Origin of the sequence: Bacteroides sp. 224 (genome assembly GCF_010500995.1) — a bacterium.
GTDB lineage: Bacteria > Bacteroidota > Bacteroidia > Bacteroidales > Bacteroidaceae > Bacteroides.
The window spans coordinates 1-15,423 of record NZ_QVMK01000019.1; the positions used below are offsets into that span (position 1 = coordinate 1).

Below are 15,423 nucleotides of genomic sequence, written 5' to 3' on the forward strand. Positions count from 1 at the left end.
TGCTATTCTTTCTTTTGTCTGAATTCAAAGTAATAGATTGAAAAATGATTTAAAACGCTCCTCGGCAGTGGGGAGCACAACTTAATTTACGTATGAAAACTTACATGATACCATGAAAAAACTATTCATCTCTTTTATATGGTTTTTAGTAGTCTCATCAACTCTATCTGCCCAACAAATCCTTAGCCTATCCGGCGAATGGGAATTCGAAATAGATAGGCAAGACATCGGAGTCAAAGAAAGCTGGTTTGCCAAAAAACTATCCGACCGAATCAATCTGCCGGGGTCTATGCCCGAGAAACTGAAGGGCGACAATGTAAATGTACACACTCAATGGACAGGTAGTTTATACGATAGTTCTTTCTACTTTAATCCATACATGGAAAAGTTCAGGGTAGAAGAAAACTTTAAGGTTCCCTTCTTCCTTACACCAGATAAACATTACATCGGTGTGGCCTGGTATCAAAAAGAAATCATCCTCCCTAAAAATTGGAAAGGCGAACGTATTGTATTATTCCTCGAACGCCCACACATTGAAACAACGGTTTGGGTGAACAACCGCGAAGTTGGTACGCAAAATAGCCTTTGTGTGCCTCATGTGTATGATATCACCTCGTTAGCTTCCCCCGGTAAATGCAGAATCTCCATTCGGGTAGACAATCGCATCAAGAATATCAATGTAGGTCCCGATTCGCATAGTATTACCGACCAAACCCAAGGAAACTGGAACGGTATTGTAGGCAAAATTGAGTTGCAAACTACCCCCCGGATTCATTTTGACGACATTCAAATCTATCCCGACCTTGCCAACAAGAAGGCAATTGTGAAGATGAAAGTCAAAACAGAACCGGCAACCAATGCAACCATTAATATACAACTATCGGCAGAGAGTTTTAATTCGCCCGTTAAACACAAAGTACCCGCTGTTATCCAACGCTTTACGATAGCGGATGGAGAACTATTCGAAATGGAACTACCCATTGGCGACGGCATGCTTACGTGGGACGAATTTGACCCTGCTTTATATATGCTCCAAGCAGAACTGACAATAGGTAAAAAGAAAGATATCAGGAAAGTGCAGTTTGGTATGCGTGAGTTTACCATCCAAGGCAAATGGTTTTATGTAAATGGAAACAAAACCATGCTACGTGGCACAGTAGAGAATTGTGACTTCCCGCTCACCGGTTATGCACCAATGGAGGTAGCAGACTGGGAGCGGGTATTCCGCATCTGCCGGAATTACGGTCTGAATCATATTCGTTTCCACTCTTTCTGTCCTCCGGAGGCAGCATTTATTGCCGCCGATCTGGTAGGTTTTTACCTTCAACCCGAAGGCCCAAGCTGGCCTAATCATGGTCCGAAGCTCGGCATGGGGCAACCCGTTGATACTTATCTGATGGATGAAACCATCCGCTTAACTAAAGAATATGGCAATTATGCCTCCTATTGTATGCTGGCCTGTGGCAATGAACCTGCCGGACGCTGGGTACCCTGGGTTACCAAGTTTGTTGAATATTGGGAGAAAGCAGACCCTCGGCATGTATATACCGGTGCTTCTGTAGGCGGAAGCTGGGCATGGCAACCACGCAATCAATATCATGTAAAGGCAGGAGCCCGCGGTTTGAGCTGGGCAAGCCAACGACCGGAATCGATGTCGGACTTCAAGGAGAAGATAGATACAGTTAGTCAGCCATTCGTATCACACGAAACCGGGCAATGGTGTGTTTTCCCCAACTTTGGCGAGATACGCAAATATACAGGAGTAAACAAAGCGAAGAACTTTGAGATATTCAGAGAGATTCTTGAAGATAATAACATGGGGCATAAATGGCACGATTTTATGATGGCTTCCGGTAAATTGCAGGCGCTTTGCTACAAACACGAAATTGAAAAAACACTCCGCACACCCGATTATGCAGGTTTCCAATTACTTGCCCTGAATGATTATTCGGGTCAGGGAACTGCATTGGTAGGTTTACTGGATGTATTCTTCGAAGAAAAAGGATACATCAATGCACCCGAAATGAGACGCTTTTGCAGTCAAACCGTACCTTTAGCACGTATTCCTAAATTTGTATATAAGAATGATGAAACATTCAAAGCAGCCATTGAAGTGACACATTTCTATAAAGCACCTTTAAAAAACGCAAAGGTAACATACACCATCAAAGATGTATATGGAAAGGTATTTGATAAAGGAATCGTATCAACCAAAGATATTCCTGTAGGAAACTGCTTTGAACTGGGCGAGATTAATTATCCGCTCAAAGCCATTGCCTCTCCCCAAAAGCTAAATCTGGAGATTCGTATAGAAGGTACCGACTTTGTAAATGATTGGGACTTCTGGGTGTACCCTGCACAAGTTGAAATAATAAAAGGCAATGTATACATCACAGATACATTAGATACACGAGCGAAAGAGATTCTTCAAGAAGGAGGAAATGTATTGATAACCGCCGCCGGGAAAATATCCTACGGAAAAGATGTAAAACAATACTTTACGCCTGTATTCTGGAATACTTCCTGGTTTAAAATGCGTCCGCCCCATACCACAGGTATCTGGGTAAATAACGATCATCCTTTATTTAAAAACTTCCCTACCGAGTATCACAGCAACCTGCAATGGTGGGAGCTATTGAATAAATCGCAGGTAATGCAATTCTCCGATTTCGAGAACGACTTCCAACCCTTGGTGCAAAGTATCGACACCTGGTTTATCAGTCGCAAAGTCGGAACTTTATTCGAGGCGAAGGTTCTAAACGGCAAACTAATGATGACAAGTATGGACGTTACAAGCAAACCGGACGAAAGATTCGTGGCCAGACAAATGTACAAAGCCATACTCGACTATATGAACTCGGATTATTTCCGCCCCACAGACAGTGTGGCACCCCAACAAATCGAGGATCTATTTACCAAAGTAGCTCCTAAAGTCAACTTCTTCACAAAGGATGCTCCCGACGAATTGAAAGTACCAAACAACAAAAAGATATAAAAGAATATGAGAAAAATTACATTCATTTTAGTAGCTACTATATGTGCTTTCTGTCAGGCACAGCAAACATCGTATTCATTCGACTTTACCAAAGAAAAGGAGGTAAGACCAGGAATATCTGTCGACGTGCCCGATGGAAACTATAAAGTGACGATCAAAATCGGCTCTAAAAAGAAAGCGGGAATGACTACCATTTATGGAGAATCCGGAAGATTATTCATAGAGAATCTACCCACCAGAAAAGGAGAAATAGTAGAAAGAACATTTACTATTAATAAACGAAATCCTAAGATATCAGATAAAGAATCGGTTAAAATCAAACCGAGAGAAAAGACTAAGAAGAATTGGGACGATCAGCTCTCCTTTGAATTTAGTGGAGATGCCCCTCAGGTAGCAGGATTATCTATTGAAAAGGTAGAAGATGCCATCACTGTTTTCTTATGCGGAAACTCTACCGTAGTAGATCAGGACAATGAACCTTGGGCCAGCTGGGGACAAATGATTCCTCGTTTCTTCAATGAGAAAGTAGCGATAGCCAACTATGCGGAATCAGGCGAATCGGCCAATACATTCATTGGTGCCGGAAGACTCAAAAAGGCACTCACCCAAATGAAAGCCGGAGATTACATCTTCATTGAGTTTGGACACAACGACCAAAAACAAAAAGGACCGGGCAAAGGTGCCTACTACTCATACATGACCAGCCTGAAAACGTTTATTGATGAAGCTGTAGCCAAAGGTGCTCACCCTGTATTGGTAACCCCTACACAACGAAGAAGATTCAATGAACAAGGAAAGATTGTTGATACACATGCAGATTACCCGGAAGCCATGAAGTGGTTGGCTGCCAAAGAAAACATCTCTCTAATCGATCTTCACTCTATGACACGTACCTTATTTGAAGCATTGGGAGTTGAAGATTCTAAAAAAGCATTGGTACACTACCCGGCTAATACATATCCCGGACAAACCAAGGCATTGGAAGATAACACCCACTTCAACCCGTATGGTGCGTATCAAATAGCCAAGTGTGTGATTGAAGGCATTAAAATGAATAAGTTACCTCTGGCAGACAACATTATATCAGACTATCAGGGATATAACCCTGCTCAACCTGATAAGGTAGAGTCATTCCACTGGGTGCAACGCTCTTTTGTAGAGATTGAAAAACCGGACGGAAATTAAGATAGAACACTTAAGAAATAGGAATATATGAGTTTAGATTTTAAGGGTCTGATTGTATGGATTGCAGCGATTGCAACTCTGACAGGATGTACGACACAATCCTCTGCTGAACAAATCCCCTCCTTCAGCTGGATAGAATCGGACCATAAGGTAGATTTTTCATGGGTAAAAGATGTGGGAGCTAAACAGTTCCCGGAAGGAAACGTTTTCAAGGCAAACTCATTTGGAGCTGTTAACGATAGCACCCACCTAAGCACAAAAGCCATTCAGGAGGCTATTGATGCTTGCCATGAAGCAGGGGGTGGTACTGTTTCGTTCGATCCGGGTTATTATGTCACAGGAGCACTGTTTATTAAAGAAGGGGTAAACCTGGAAATCAGTGAAGGGGCTACCCTCCTTGCCAGTACAGACATTGATGATTATCCGGAATTCAAATCGAGAGTAGCAGGCATCGAAATGATGTGGCCGTCTGCCGTACTCAATGTAATGGATACTAAAAACGCAGCCATTTCCGGCAAAGGACAAATCGACTGTCGCGGCAAAGTGTTCTGGGATAAGTACTGGGAGATGCGTAAAGAATACGAAACAGAAGGGCTGCGCTGGATTGTAGACTACGATTGTAAGCGCGTTCGCGGTATCCTTATCTCCAACTCCTCGAATGTATCCTTGAAGGATTTCACCCTGATGCGTACCGGATTCTGGGGCATACAAGTGCTTTACTCCCAATATTGTACAGTGGATGGTTTAAAGATCGATAACAATATCGGCGGACACGGCCCAAGTACCGACGGAATTGACATCGACTCTTCCTCTTACATTTTGGTAGAAAACTGTACCATCGATTGCAACGACGATAACATCTGCCTGAAAGCCGGTAGAGATGCCGACGGTTTGCGCGTAAACCGCCCTACCGAATATGTAGTTATCCGCAATTGCGTAGCACACAAAGGCGGTGGGTTAATGACTTGCGGCAGCGAAACATCCGGAGGCATTCGTAATATCTTAGCTTATAACCTAAAAGCTTACGGCACATCTACTGCCATGAGACTAAAATCTGCCATGAACCGCGGAGGAGTTATCGAAAACATTTATATGAGTAATGTAATAGCCGATGATGTAAAAAATCTATTGGTAGCCGACCTTAACTGGCATCCTACTTACAGCTACTCAAAGCTCCCCGAGAAGTACATTGGCCAGAAAATACCTGAGCACTGGCAAGTAATGCTTACTCCCGTGGAGCCTAAGGAGAAAGGATATCCCCACTTTAAGAATGTATATATGGCTAACGTAACAGCTACGAATGTAGACCAGTTTATTTCCACCTCGGGAAAAGACGAGACATTGCAACTGGAGAACTTTGGCCTTTATAACATGGATATAGAAGCACAAAAAGCAGGAAAGATTGTGTTCACCGAGAACTTTACTCTAAAAGATATCCGACTTAAAACAACCGAAAACGATCAGGTAGAGTTAACCAATAACTCTCAACTGACTGCACAGATTCTTTATAAATAAAACATCTATTATCAATGAAACGAATTACCCTTCTTCTATTATTAGTTTGCTGCATAGGATTGCAAGGCTTTGCAACCAAAATCAAAGTAGCCTGCATTGGGAATAGCATAACCGCAGGGATCGCCGCCTCCGACAGAGCCGCCAAAGGATATGTAGGTGTATTCACGGAAATGATGGGAGAAGAGTATGACGTTCGCAATTTTGGGGTTAGCGGTGCTACCTGTTGCAGAAACACACATAAACCCTATAATCAATTAGAGGCATTTACAAAAGCGAAAGAATTTGAGCCTGATATCGTTACCATCGCCTTAGGCACCAATGACTCGCAACCCAAAGTATGGAACAGTGGTGAGTTTGCCAAGAACTTCGAAGCAGATCTTAACTACTTATGTGATGAATTTGCCAATCTATCTTCCAAGCCTCAAATATATTTGTGTCTTCCTATTCCCATCTTTCCGAGTGAACGTTGGCAGCATCAGCCTGAGGTATTAGCCAACGAGATTATTCCTATTATAAAAAAGGTAGCCGAAGAAAGAGGATATCCAATTATTGATTTATATAGTGCTTTATCTGATAAAGGTGAAGAGTGTTATCCGAAAAATGATAAGTTACATCCGAATGACTTGGGGCATAGGGTGATTGCGGAGACGATTTATCAGGTGGTTGCGGCTAAAAGGTAGAGAGTTCTTCTAAGCTGGTTTTCTTTTAATTGTTCGACCTCAGAGATTTCTCGTGGAAAATCTGTTCAGATCGATTTTTTCGACCAAAAAGTGTCACAAGTGTCACACACCGCTCTAACAAGTTGATTTACAGGATTGAATAGTGGGTGATACTTTTCTAAAAAGCATCACCGAAGTGTCACAAGTGTCATCCTGACAAGTGGTGTTTTGTCCGAAATTCAGATACAGTTTTTAAACTTTTTCTCCACCCGGGTGGAGAGGGTTTCTCCATCCGGATGGAGAAGACTCGTACATCCGGATGGAGAAACCACCTACACCCGGGTGTGGAAGAATGTATGAAACTATTGAAGAATAATAGCGGAAATACGTATACCAATACAACGGCTATCGTTTTATCCTCAGATCAGACATACGAACAAGGTGAGCGCTACTCCATGACAGCGGCGATGCAATTGCAATAATAACTGCATCACTTGGAACGCGAAAGCCAACTAAAAACCCGGAATTTCTATCATCCAAATCTCTTAAGGTGATAGAACTTCCGGGTTTTCATCAATTTTATTCCCCATGCATAATCGTTAATTCATATTGCGGAAGCACTGTTATCCCCTTCAGAAGCGCATCTTTATCTTCCGCTTTTCCCTTTCCATTCAATTGATTTTCTTCTAAATAGATGCTTAGAGGATTCTTTAGCGGAACAACTTGTAGTAGCATTTCTTTCGTTTTATGCTTCAAACGTCTTAATGAATATTTAAAGGGCAATCCATTGTAGTAATTGTCGGCTATTAGCTCTCCATCCTGATACAAAGAGCCGGTATCTCCTTTATAAGTTATCATTATATAAGCATTTGAGATATAAGGATTTCTTATACTCGATACCCGCAACCGCCAGTAACGTGAGCCTTCTACCGGACGGAAATTCACAAAGTATTGCGGCCCCGGACAATTAAGAGGAACGGAATCCAGACGATCATCTTCCGGCAGTTGCGGTTCACCGGGAATGTACTCGCTAACATCTTCCACCGGTTCAAAACCAATTACAGGATCAGTTTCCGGCAGAATGAATCGGTGGTGTTTCCACAACTGCTCTTCTTCTGTATAGTATTTTGCTTTATCCGTAAAGGATAACGAAAGATTCTCCTTAGGATAAACACTCAGATTGAAGGTAGAATAGCGTAAACTCCGCAACACTAATTTATCTTTATAGGGAATAATTTCTCCCTGAGTTACACACAACCTCTCGGTGCCACCTATATTGACTTTCCAGGAGTTTCGGGCTTTTCCATGACCGATAACAAAAAAGTTAACCTCTTTATCATCCGTAGTGGTTACTTTTATTTCTTCGCATTCATTTTCATCGGCCGATAATTGTATTACATAATAACCCTTTACTTCCTCTACCAGCGTACTTTCACTTTTTATCTGTTTAATGCCGTCTGCTTTCAATATAATCTGAGGTGCGATACCTTCTGTTTTAAAGAACACGTAAGTAGGGCTTTCATTCTTTAAAATACAAAAAGGTTGTACGGTGGCATACGCCAAAAACAGTTTATCTAAAGTAAGCTTAAATGGTAAAATCAATTGTTGACTTCTCCAAATAGTCATTGCAGGAAAGGAAATCAGTTCTCCCCTTTTCGTTTTTATTTGTGGTTTTATAAGGTGCTCCTTCATTTCCAACCCTCTTTGGTAGTTGTTGATGAAAAGGAAACCTCCTTCACCATCGGAACGAACAGCCATTCGCAGCGTATTTTTGTCTTTCGGATCTTTGCACAACAAATTGGGGAAAAAGGGACTTGTTGTGGTTAGCTTATCTCCAAAATCGTTCAGGAAATAATGGAGTACTTTATACTCGACCCAAGACTGTCTTACATCTCCAAACTCTCCAAGAGGAGAATAAAAATCATAACTGATAATGGGATAATCATTCGGATACTTGGTTGCCTTTGATTCCTGAAGGGTGCTCTTCTTACCAATCTTATTGGAACCTCCGTGATACATGTAATATCCTAATAAGTTGGCTCCCGAGCCGGCTTTTACATAAGCTAAAGAAACTACATCATCCGGATCTATCACCGGACGGCGATGATAGGTAACCTGATTACCCCCTCCCATTTCTGCGGTAGCATACGGATAACGATATCCTTGCATGGAAGCGTTTTCCTGCTTTCCGAATAAATCATTTCCAATCAAAGGATCGTTTTGCAAGGGGCCGAACAGGTAATTGGCCGATAGAGGAAGCTTACTTGTACTTTTGCTCCAGGGAGCTTCGGGATAGCTTCCCCAAACGGGAATCAGTTCGTTTTGTCTCAGGTTGGAACCGGGCCAGCCGGTAGCCGTATAATAAGGAGTATCAATGCCTGATTCCATCGCTATCTTTTTCAGGTTGAGTATATGCGCCAGCCCTTTGGCACTATTAAACCTAAATTCGTTTTCTATTTGGGTACCGATAATGGGGCCATCATCTTTAAAGTACAATCCTTTGGTTTGTTTATAGATCTCTTTAAAGAAACGATCTACGTATTTCAAATATTCGGGGTTATCGTTGCGGGTTCCTCCTTCCAGCTTTTGTACCCAGTCGGGAAGTCCGCCATACCTTACTTCTCCATGACACCAAGGACCTATGCGAAGAAATAAGTAGATATCATGCTTTTTGCATAGTTCGGCAAATAGCTTTAAGTCTCTGTCTTCCGTCCAGTCGAACACGCCTTGTTCTTCTTCGTGGTAGTTCCAGAACACATACGTAGCAATGATGTCAATACCCGAAACCTTCATCTTTAGAATAGATTCTTCCCATTCGTCTTGTGGCAGGCGAACGTAGTGCATCTCTCCCATCACCGGGAACCAAGGTTTCCCATCGCGAATAAAATAAGAATTGTTAAGCGTCAGTGTTTTGCCGCTTTTGGAAACATGGCTGCCTTGCGATAGTTTCACTACCGGCTTGGTTTCTGTCTTTATTGAAAGATCGGTGAGATACACTTTTGCACTCTCTGTTTGAGCAAAGGCTATGGAAACACAGAAAAAGAATAAAGCAAATAAAAGAAGAAGTCTTTTCATTGTATTACGGATTAAAGATATAAACTTAGAACACGGAGACACAAAGGCACAGAGTGAAATTAAAGTCTCTGTGTCTTTGTGTCTCCGTGTTCCAAAAATAGCTAAAAGTTCATATATTCCTCTCGCTTTTTCACTCTTTTGAACGTATTTCTATTGATTTGTACTTCCTTACATTAAAGAATGGGCGCTGGTAGCACCACCACAGTTAAAAACCTTCTCTCCGATTACGGAATTATTTCTTTAATTCCTTGCTTTATCTACCTATTTCATCTAATTTTGCGGGATTAAATCAATACAGACGGTAAAGATTAATAGTTTTAATAATTAAATAATTTAAAATCGATCATTTATGTGGTTAAGTAATTCATCTGTAGGAAGGAAAGTGGTAATGAGCCTTACCGGGATTGCCCTTATCCTGTTTCTGACATTTCACATGGCGATGAATCTTGTTGCGATTATCAGTGCGGAGGGTTATAATTGGATCTGCGCTATGCTTGGAGCCAATTGGTATGCATTGGTAGCAACAGCAGGTTTAGGTGCTTTGGTTGCTATTCACTTTATTTATGCTATCTGGCTAACCTTACAAAATCGCAAAGCACGCGGTAGCGAACGCTATGCGGTAACAAGCAAGCCCAAAACAGTGGAATGGGCGTCTCAAAACATGTTTGTACTGGGGTTAATCGTAGTACTTGGGTTAGGGTTGCATTTATACAACTTCTGGTTTAAAATGATGTTTTCCGAATTACAAGGAATACATTCTGCTGCCGAGAATGGAGGTATTGCTCCTACCGACGGGTATGCATTTATCGAATACACATTCAGCCAGCCTGTATATGTAGTACTTTACCTCATTTGGCTGGTTGCTCTTTGGTTCCATCTTACACATGGTTTCTGGAGTTCTTTGCAAACTATGGGTTGGAGCAATAAAATATGGTTCGAACGCTGGAGAAAAACATCGTATGTTTACTCAACACTGGTTGTAGGCGGATTTGCGCTGGTAATTATCGTATTTTTCGCTAAATCTTTGTGTGGAGCTTGTTAATAGCAGTTTGTAAATCATTAAATTAGAAATAGCATTATGACTAAAATAGATTCAAAAATTCCTGAAGGTCAATTGGCCGAAAAATGGAGTAACTATAAAGCTCACCAGAAACTGGTAAACCCGGCAAACAAACGCCGTCTGGATATCATCGTAGTAGGAACCGGATTGGCCGGTGCGTCGGCTGCCGCTTCTCTCGGTGAAATGGGATTCAGAGTATTCAACTTCTGTATTCAAGATTCTCCCCGTCGTGCTCACTCTATCGCTGCACAGGGAGGTATCAACGCTGCTAAGAATTATCAAAACGACGGTGACTCGGTTTATCGTCTGTTCTACGATACTATTAAAGGGGGTGACTATCGTGCCCGCGAAGCAAACGTTTATCGTTTGGCAGAGGTAGCGAATGCTATCATCGACCAATGTGTGGCTCAAGGTGTTCCTTTTGCACGCGATTATGGTGGTACACTCGACAACCGTTCTTTCGGTGGTGCTCAAGTATCCCGTACATTCTATGCCCGTGGCCAAACCGGACAACAACTTCTTTTGGGTGCTTACTCGGCATTGAGCCGCCAAGTACACCAAGGTAATGTGAAGTTGTACACTCGCTACGAAATGCTTGACCTGGTAATGATCGACGGTCGTGCGCGTGGTATTTTGGCTCGTAACTTAGTAACAGGTAAAGTAGAACGTTTTGCTGCTCATGCCGTAGTAATCGGTACAGGTGGTTATGGTAACGCTTTCTTCCTTTCTACAAATGCGATGGGATCGAACGGTTCTGCAGCTATCCAATGCTACAAAAAAGGTGCTTATTTTGCGAATCCTTGTTTCGCTCAAATTCACCCGACTTGTGTACCTGTGCATGGCGACAAGCAATCTAAATTGACTTTGATGTCTGAATCACTTCGTAATGATGGTCGTATCTGGGTGCCAAAGAAAATCGAAGATGCCAAAGCATTGCAAGCCGGAACCAAGAAAGCCAACGATATTCCTGACGAAGACCGCGATTTCTACCTGGAGCGCCGTTACCCTGCTTTCGGTAACCTTGTACCTCGCGACGTGGCTTCTCGTGCAGCAAAAGAACGTTGTGATGCAGGATTTGGAGTAAACAATACAGGCTTGGCCGTATTCCTCGACTTTAAATATGCTATCGACCGCTTGGGTGAAGATGTAGTTCGTGCCCGTTACGGTAACCTCTTCGATATGTACGAAGAAATCACCGACGAGAATCCATATAAAACTCCGATGATGATCTTCCCCGCTATCCACTATACAATGGGGGGTATCTGGGTTGACTATGAGTTGATGACTTCCATCCCGGGTCTGTTTGCTATTGGTGAAGCTAACTTCTCCGATCACGGTGCCAACCGCTTGGGAGCTTCTGCGTTGATGCAAGGTTTGGCAGACGGATACTTCGTTCTTCCTTATACAATCCAAAACTATCTGGCCGATCAGATTCAGGTTCCTCGTTTCTCTACCGATCTTCCTGAGTTCGTAGAAGCTGAGAAGGAGATTACAGATAAGATTAAGAAACTGAAATCCATCAACGGTAAACATTCGGTTGACTCTATCCATAAGAAACTGGGACACATTATGTGGGAGCTTGTGGGTATGGCTCGTACAAAAGAATCGTTGGAGAAAGCTTTGAAAGAGATCAAAGAAGTGAAAAAAGAGTTCTGGAGTGATGTTCGCATCCCCGGTGATGTGGATGATTTGAACATCGAACTGGAAAAAGCACTTCGTTTAGATGACTTTATTGAAGTGGGTATGTTAATGGCTCTCGACGGATTAAACCGCAACGAATCTTGTGGTGGTCACTTCCGCGAAGAGTATCAAACACCCGAAGGGGAAGCCCTTCGTGACGATGCAAACTACTCTTATGTAGCTTGTTGGAAATATAACGGTGAAGATAAAGAACCTGAATTAATTAAAGAAGATCTGAATTATCAATTCACCAAAGTACAAACCCGTAATTACAAAGCGTAATGGAAAAGAATATATCATTTAAACTGAAGATATGGCGCCAGAGAGGGCCTAAAGCTAAAGGAGAATTTAGAACTTACGAAATGAAGGATATCCCAACAGATACTTCGTTTCTGGAAGCACTCGATATTCTGAATGAAGACCTCGTAAACAAAGGAGAAGAACCAATTGTATTCGACCACGACTGTCGCGAAGGTATCTGCGGTATGTGTTCTTTATATATTAACGGACATCCACATGGTCCTGCATCGGCTGTTACTACTTGCCAGATGTATGTGCGTCGTTTCAAAGACGGAGAAACTGTAACTGTAGAGCCTTGGCGTTCGGCAGGTTTCCCTGTAATCAGAGACTTAATGGTAGACCGCAATGCTTTCGATAAGATTATGCAGGCAGGTGGTTACGTAAACGTAAATACAGGTGCTCCTCAAGATGCGAATGCCATCCTTATCTCTAAAGAAGTAGCCGATGAAGCTATGGATGCTGCTGCTTGCGTAGGTTGTGGTGCTTGTGTGGCTGCTTGTAAGAATGGTTCGGCTATGTTGTTCGTATCTGCTAAAGTAAGCCAGTTAAATCTTCTTCCACAAGGAAAGGTTGAAGCATCTCGTCGTGCTAAAGCCATGCTTTCGAAGATGGATGAACTTGGTTTCGGCAACTGTACCAACACACGTGCTTGTGAAGCGGAATGTCCGAAAAGCATTTCTATCAGCCACATTGCTCGTCTGAACCGCGATTTCATTAAAGCTAAATTGAAAGATTAAGCAGTATACAATACTTAAAAAGGTCCTTGCTGATGGAATATCAACAAGGACCTTTTATTTATATACGTATTTCAAGCAAGAGAGTTTGTTATTTCTCTATCCTGATCCTCGCATCCACCGCTATAACATCCTTCTCTGTTGCCAACAACGGATTAATATCCATTTCCTTTATTTCTGTGGCAAAGCGAAGTAGCGTAGACAAACGAACAATGATTTCGGCAAACTTATCCTCATTCACCCCTTTCTGTCCGCGTGTTCCTTTTATAATCTTATAAGCACGTAAGGAGCGAATCATGGAATAAGCCTCTTCGTAAGATAAAGGAGCTAAACCGGAAGATATATCCTTCAGCACTTCTACAAAAATACCACCCAGCCCGCAAAGGACTACATGCCCGAACTTCTCTTCGTATTTCGCACCGATAAAGAGCTCGGTTCCTTTAAGCATCTGCTGCACCATGATGGCTTTTGCATCGGGTATCTGCATCATACGATCGAACTCTAAAGATAGATGCTGCTTGCTTGTTATATTCAAAACAACACCCCCTACATCCGATTTATGCACAGGACCTACCACTTTGGCTACTACCGGGAATCCGGTTCGTTGGGCAAAGGCCAATACACTTGCTTTATTGTCGGATACAAATTCTTCTACTATTGGAATACCTGCCGAATGCAACAACTCTTGTACATAATTGGGGGCAATGTATCCATCCTCGGGTATAGAGTCGATAATGCGACGAATACGGGGAACATCTACTCCAAACAATTCTATTTCGTTTGCTGCCGGTTTCGAAGCATTCATAATGCGCGAAAGAGCAGTTCCCAAGGTAACCTCATCGGCAAAGTTCACATGCCCTTTCTTTAGAAACTCCTCTACCTCTTTACCGGCGGTATTGATAGAAGGAAGAACAGGGAAAATGGGCTTCTTATTGATTAGCATCTTTTGATGCAATACTTCGTATGTTTCAAACATTGTTACCAAACCCGGAGTACCGAAGATGGCGAGAATTGCATCTACATTCTCAAACTTATTCTCGCAATAATCAATAACTGTACTAAGTTGTTCGGGCGTACCGGTTGCCAGAATATCTATCGGGTTACCCACAGACGCACCTGAAAACAACTTAGTCTTCAGTTCATCGGCAACCGGACCTTCCAGGCTGGGCACATTCAGTCCTCCTTTTGAAAGAGCATCGGTAAGCATCACTCCAGGACCACCGGCATGGGTAACAATAGCAAAATTACGTCCCTTAAGCTCGGGCAATGTAAAGATACAACCAACGGTGGTCAGCTCCTCACGTGAATAACACCGCACAATGCCGGCTTTACGAAACAATGCCTCCACAGCAGAATCGGAACTGGCGATAGCACCTGTATGAGAGGATGCTGCCCGACTGCCACTCTCGGAGCTGCCCGACTTTATAGCTGCAATCTTACATCCTTTCTTTATTAAAGAAGAAGCATGTAGCAGCAAGCGGTCCGGATCTTTAATGCTTTCTACATAAAGCAGTTTGATATTCGAATCTTTCTCGGCATCAAAATGCTCATCCATATATTGCAAAACATCTTCCACACCAATTTGCTTGGCATTTCCTACCGACCAAACAGAATTGAACTGAAGTCCTTTTACTACAGCCGACTCCAAAATGAACACAGCCGTTGCTCCGGAGCTTGATATAAGATCAACTCCTTGAGGATTCAATGTAGGAATAGGTTGTGTAAATACACTGTGATGACAAATATTCAATAAGCCAATACAATTAGGTCCAATCAGAGCAGCATTGTATTTATTGACTGTTTCCAATATCTGGTTTTCGAGAATGGCACCTTCGTGTGTCTCTTCTCCGAAGCCGGCAGAAAGAATAATAAACGCTTTCGTTTCTTTTGTACTCGCCAATGTTTCTACCACAGCAGGACACAGATGGGCAGGAATAGCCAGAATGGCCAAATCGGTATTCGGTAGCTCGCTTACATCTTCATAAGCTTTTACTCCCTGCACTTCTTTCTCCTTGGGGTTTACAGCTCTTAATTCGCCTTTGTACTTTCCTGCCAGAATATTCCGGAGAATAGCTCCTCCGGGTTTATGTACATTGTTGGAGGCACCGACTACTACAATGCTTTCGGGGTGTAATAATTGTTGTGTTATCATGATATTAGTTATAAGTTACGGGTTACAAGTTACGAGTTACGAGTTACGGGTTACGGGTTACGGGTTAC

General features: G+C 42.5%; 10 protein-coding genes. 8 read left to right on the plus strand and 2 right to left on the minus strand.

Translation table 11 applies throughout. The features are described 5' to 3' along the window. Positions 1–112: 112 nt before the first annotated feature. From D0T60_RS10275 to D0T60_RS10295, 5 genes are all read left to right on the plus strand, one after another. Complete coding sequence (locus tag D0T60_RS10275; protein ID WP_163218097.1) at positions 113–2,995, plus strand: sugar-binding domain-containing protein; 2,883 nt, start codon at positions 113–115, stop codon at positions 2,993–2,995. 6 nt (positions 2,996–3,001) lie between these two features. Then, a complete protein-coding gene (locus D0T60_RS10280; protein ID WP_163218098.1) occupies positions 3,002–4,180 on the plus strand; it encodes a rhamnogalacturonan acetylesterase in 1,179 nt (392 codons plus the stop codon). A 27-nt stretch (positions 4,181–4,207) separates the two neighbouring features. Beyond that, on the plus strand, positions 4,208–5,695 hold the full coding sequence (locus D0T60_RS10285; protein ID WP_163218099.1) for a glycoside hydrolase family 28 protein: 1,488 nt from the start codon (positions 4,208–4,210) through the stop codon (positions 5,693–5,695). 14 nt (positions 5,696–5,709) lie between these two features. Further along, complete coding sequence (locus D0T60_RS10290) at positions 5,710–6,375, plus strand: GDSL-type esterase/lipase family protein (RefSeq protein WP_163218100.1); 666 nt, start codon at positions 5,710–5,712, stop codon at positions 6,373–6,375. Between the two features lie 275 nt (positions 6,376–6,650). After that, positions 6,651–6,836, plus strand: coding sequence for a hypothetical protein (locus tag D0T60_RS10295; protein ID WP_163218101.1), 186 nt, complete (start codon positions 6,651–6,653; stop codon positions 6,834–6,836). Between the two features lie 97 nt (positions 6,837–6,933). Here D0T60_RS10295 and D0T60_RS10300 read toward each other — a convergent pair whose 3' ends face one another. Next, a complete protein-coding gene (locus tag D0T60_RS10300; protein ID WP_163218102.1) occupies positions 6,934–9,429 on the minus strand; it encodes a beta-galactosidase in 2,496 nt (831 codons plus the stop codon). A 388-nt stretch (positions 9,430–9,817) separates the two neighbouring features. Between D0T60_RS10300 and D0T60_RS10305 the strand changes: the two genes are divergently transcribed. Genes D0T60_RS10305 through D0T60_RS10315 form a run of 3 tightly spaced genes read left to right on the plus strand, consistent with a single transcriptional unit; the run spans position 9,818 to position 13,206 of the window. Continuing rightward, complete coding sequence (locus D0T60_RS10305) at positions 9,818–10,471, plus strand: succinate dehydrogenase cytochrome b subunit (protein ID WP_370524413.1); 654 nt, start codon at positions 9,818–9,820, stop codon at positions 10,469–10,471. A 36-nt stretch (positions 10,472–10,507) separates the two neighbouring features. Continuing rightward, the gene (locus tag D0T60_RS10310) at positions 10,508–12,451 is read left to right on the plus strand and encodes a fumarate reductase/succinate dehydrogenase flavoprotein subunit (protein WP_163218104.1); all 1,944 of its coding nucleotides are present in this window, start codon (positions 10,508–10,510) and stop codon (positions 12,449–12,451) included. Beyond that, positions 12,451–13,206 carry a succinate dehydrogenase/fumarate reductase iron-sulfur subunit gene (locus D0T60_RS10315; RefSeq protein ID WP_163218105.1) on the plus strand — a complete coding sequence of 252 codons (756 nt, stop codon included), beginning with the start codon at positions 12,451–12,453 and terminating at the stop codon, positions 13,204–13,206. The genes D0T60_RS10310 and D0T60_RS10315 overlap by 1 nt, the downstream gene beginning before the upstream one ends. Before the next feature lie 88 nt (positions 13,207–13,294). Here the strand turns inward: D0T60_RS10315 and D0T60_RS10320 are convergent, their stop codons facing one another. Continuing rightward, a complete protein-coding gene (locus D0T60_RS10320) occupies positions 13,295–15,355 on the minus strand; it encodes an acetate--CoA ligase family protein (protein WP_163218106.1) in 2,061 nt (686 codons plus the stop codon). Positions 15,356–15,423: the final 68 nt, after the last annotated feature.

Bases quoted from the DNA above. Each gene is read 5' to 3' on its own strand.
- D0T60_RS10275 (WP_163218097.1), top strand. From the start codon at position 113: ATGAAAAAACTATTCATCTCTTTTATATGGTTTTTAGTAGTCTCATCA.
- D0T60_RS10300 (WP_163218102.1), bottom strand. From the start codon at position 9,429: ATGAAAAGACTTCTTCTTTTATTTGCTTTATTCTTTTTCTGTGTTTCC.
- D0T60_RS10280 (WP_163218098.1), top strand. From the start codon at position 3,002: ATGAGAAAAATTACATTCATTTTAGTAGCTACTATATGTGCTTTCTGT.
- D0T60_RS10305 (WP_370524413.1), top strand. From the start codon at position 9,818: ATGAGCCTTACCGGGATTGCCCTTATCCTGTTTCTGACATTTCACATG.
- D0T60_RS10320 (WP_163218106.1), bottom strand. From the start codon at position 15,355: ATGATAACACAACAATTATTACACCCCGAAAGCATTGTAGTAGTCGGT.
- D0T60_RS10315 (WP_163218105.1), top strand. From the start codon at position 12,451: ATGGAAAAGAATATATCATTTAAACTGAAGATATGGCGCCAGAGAGGG.
- D0T60_RS10295 (WP_163218101.1), top strand. From the start codon at position 6,651: ATGGAGAAGACTCGTACATCCGGATGGAGAAACCACCTACACCCGGGT.
- D0T60_RS10310 (WP_163218104.1), top strand. From the start codon at position 10,508: ATGACTAAAATAGATTCAAAAATTCCTGAAGGTCAATTGGCCGAAAAA.
- D0T60_RS10290 (WP_163218100.1), top strand. From the start codon at position 5,710: ATGAAACGAATTACCCTTCTTCTATTATTAGTTTGCTGCATAGGATTG.
- D0T60_RS10285 (WP_163218099.1), top strand. From the start codon at position 4,208: ATGAGTTTAGATTTTAAGGGTCTGATTGTATGGATTGCAGCGATTGCA.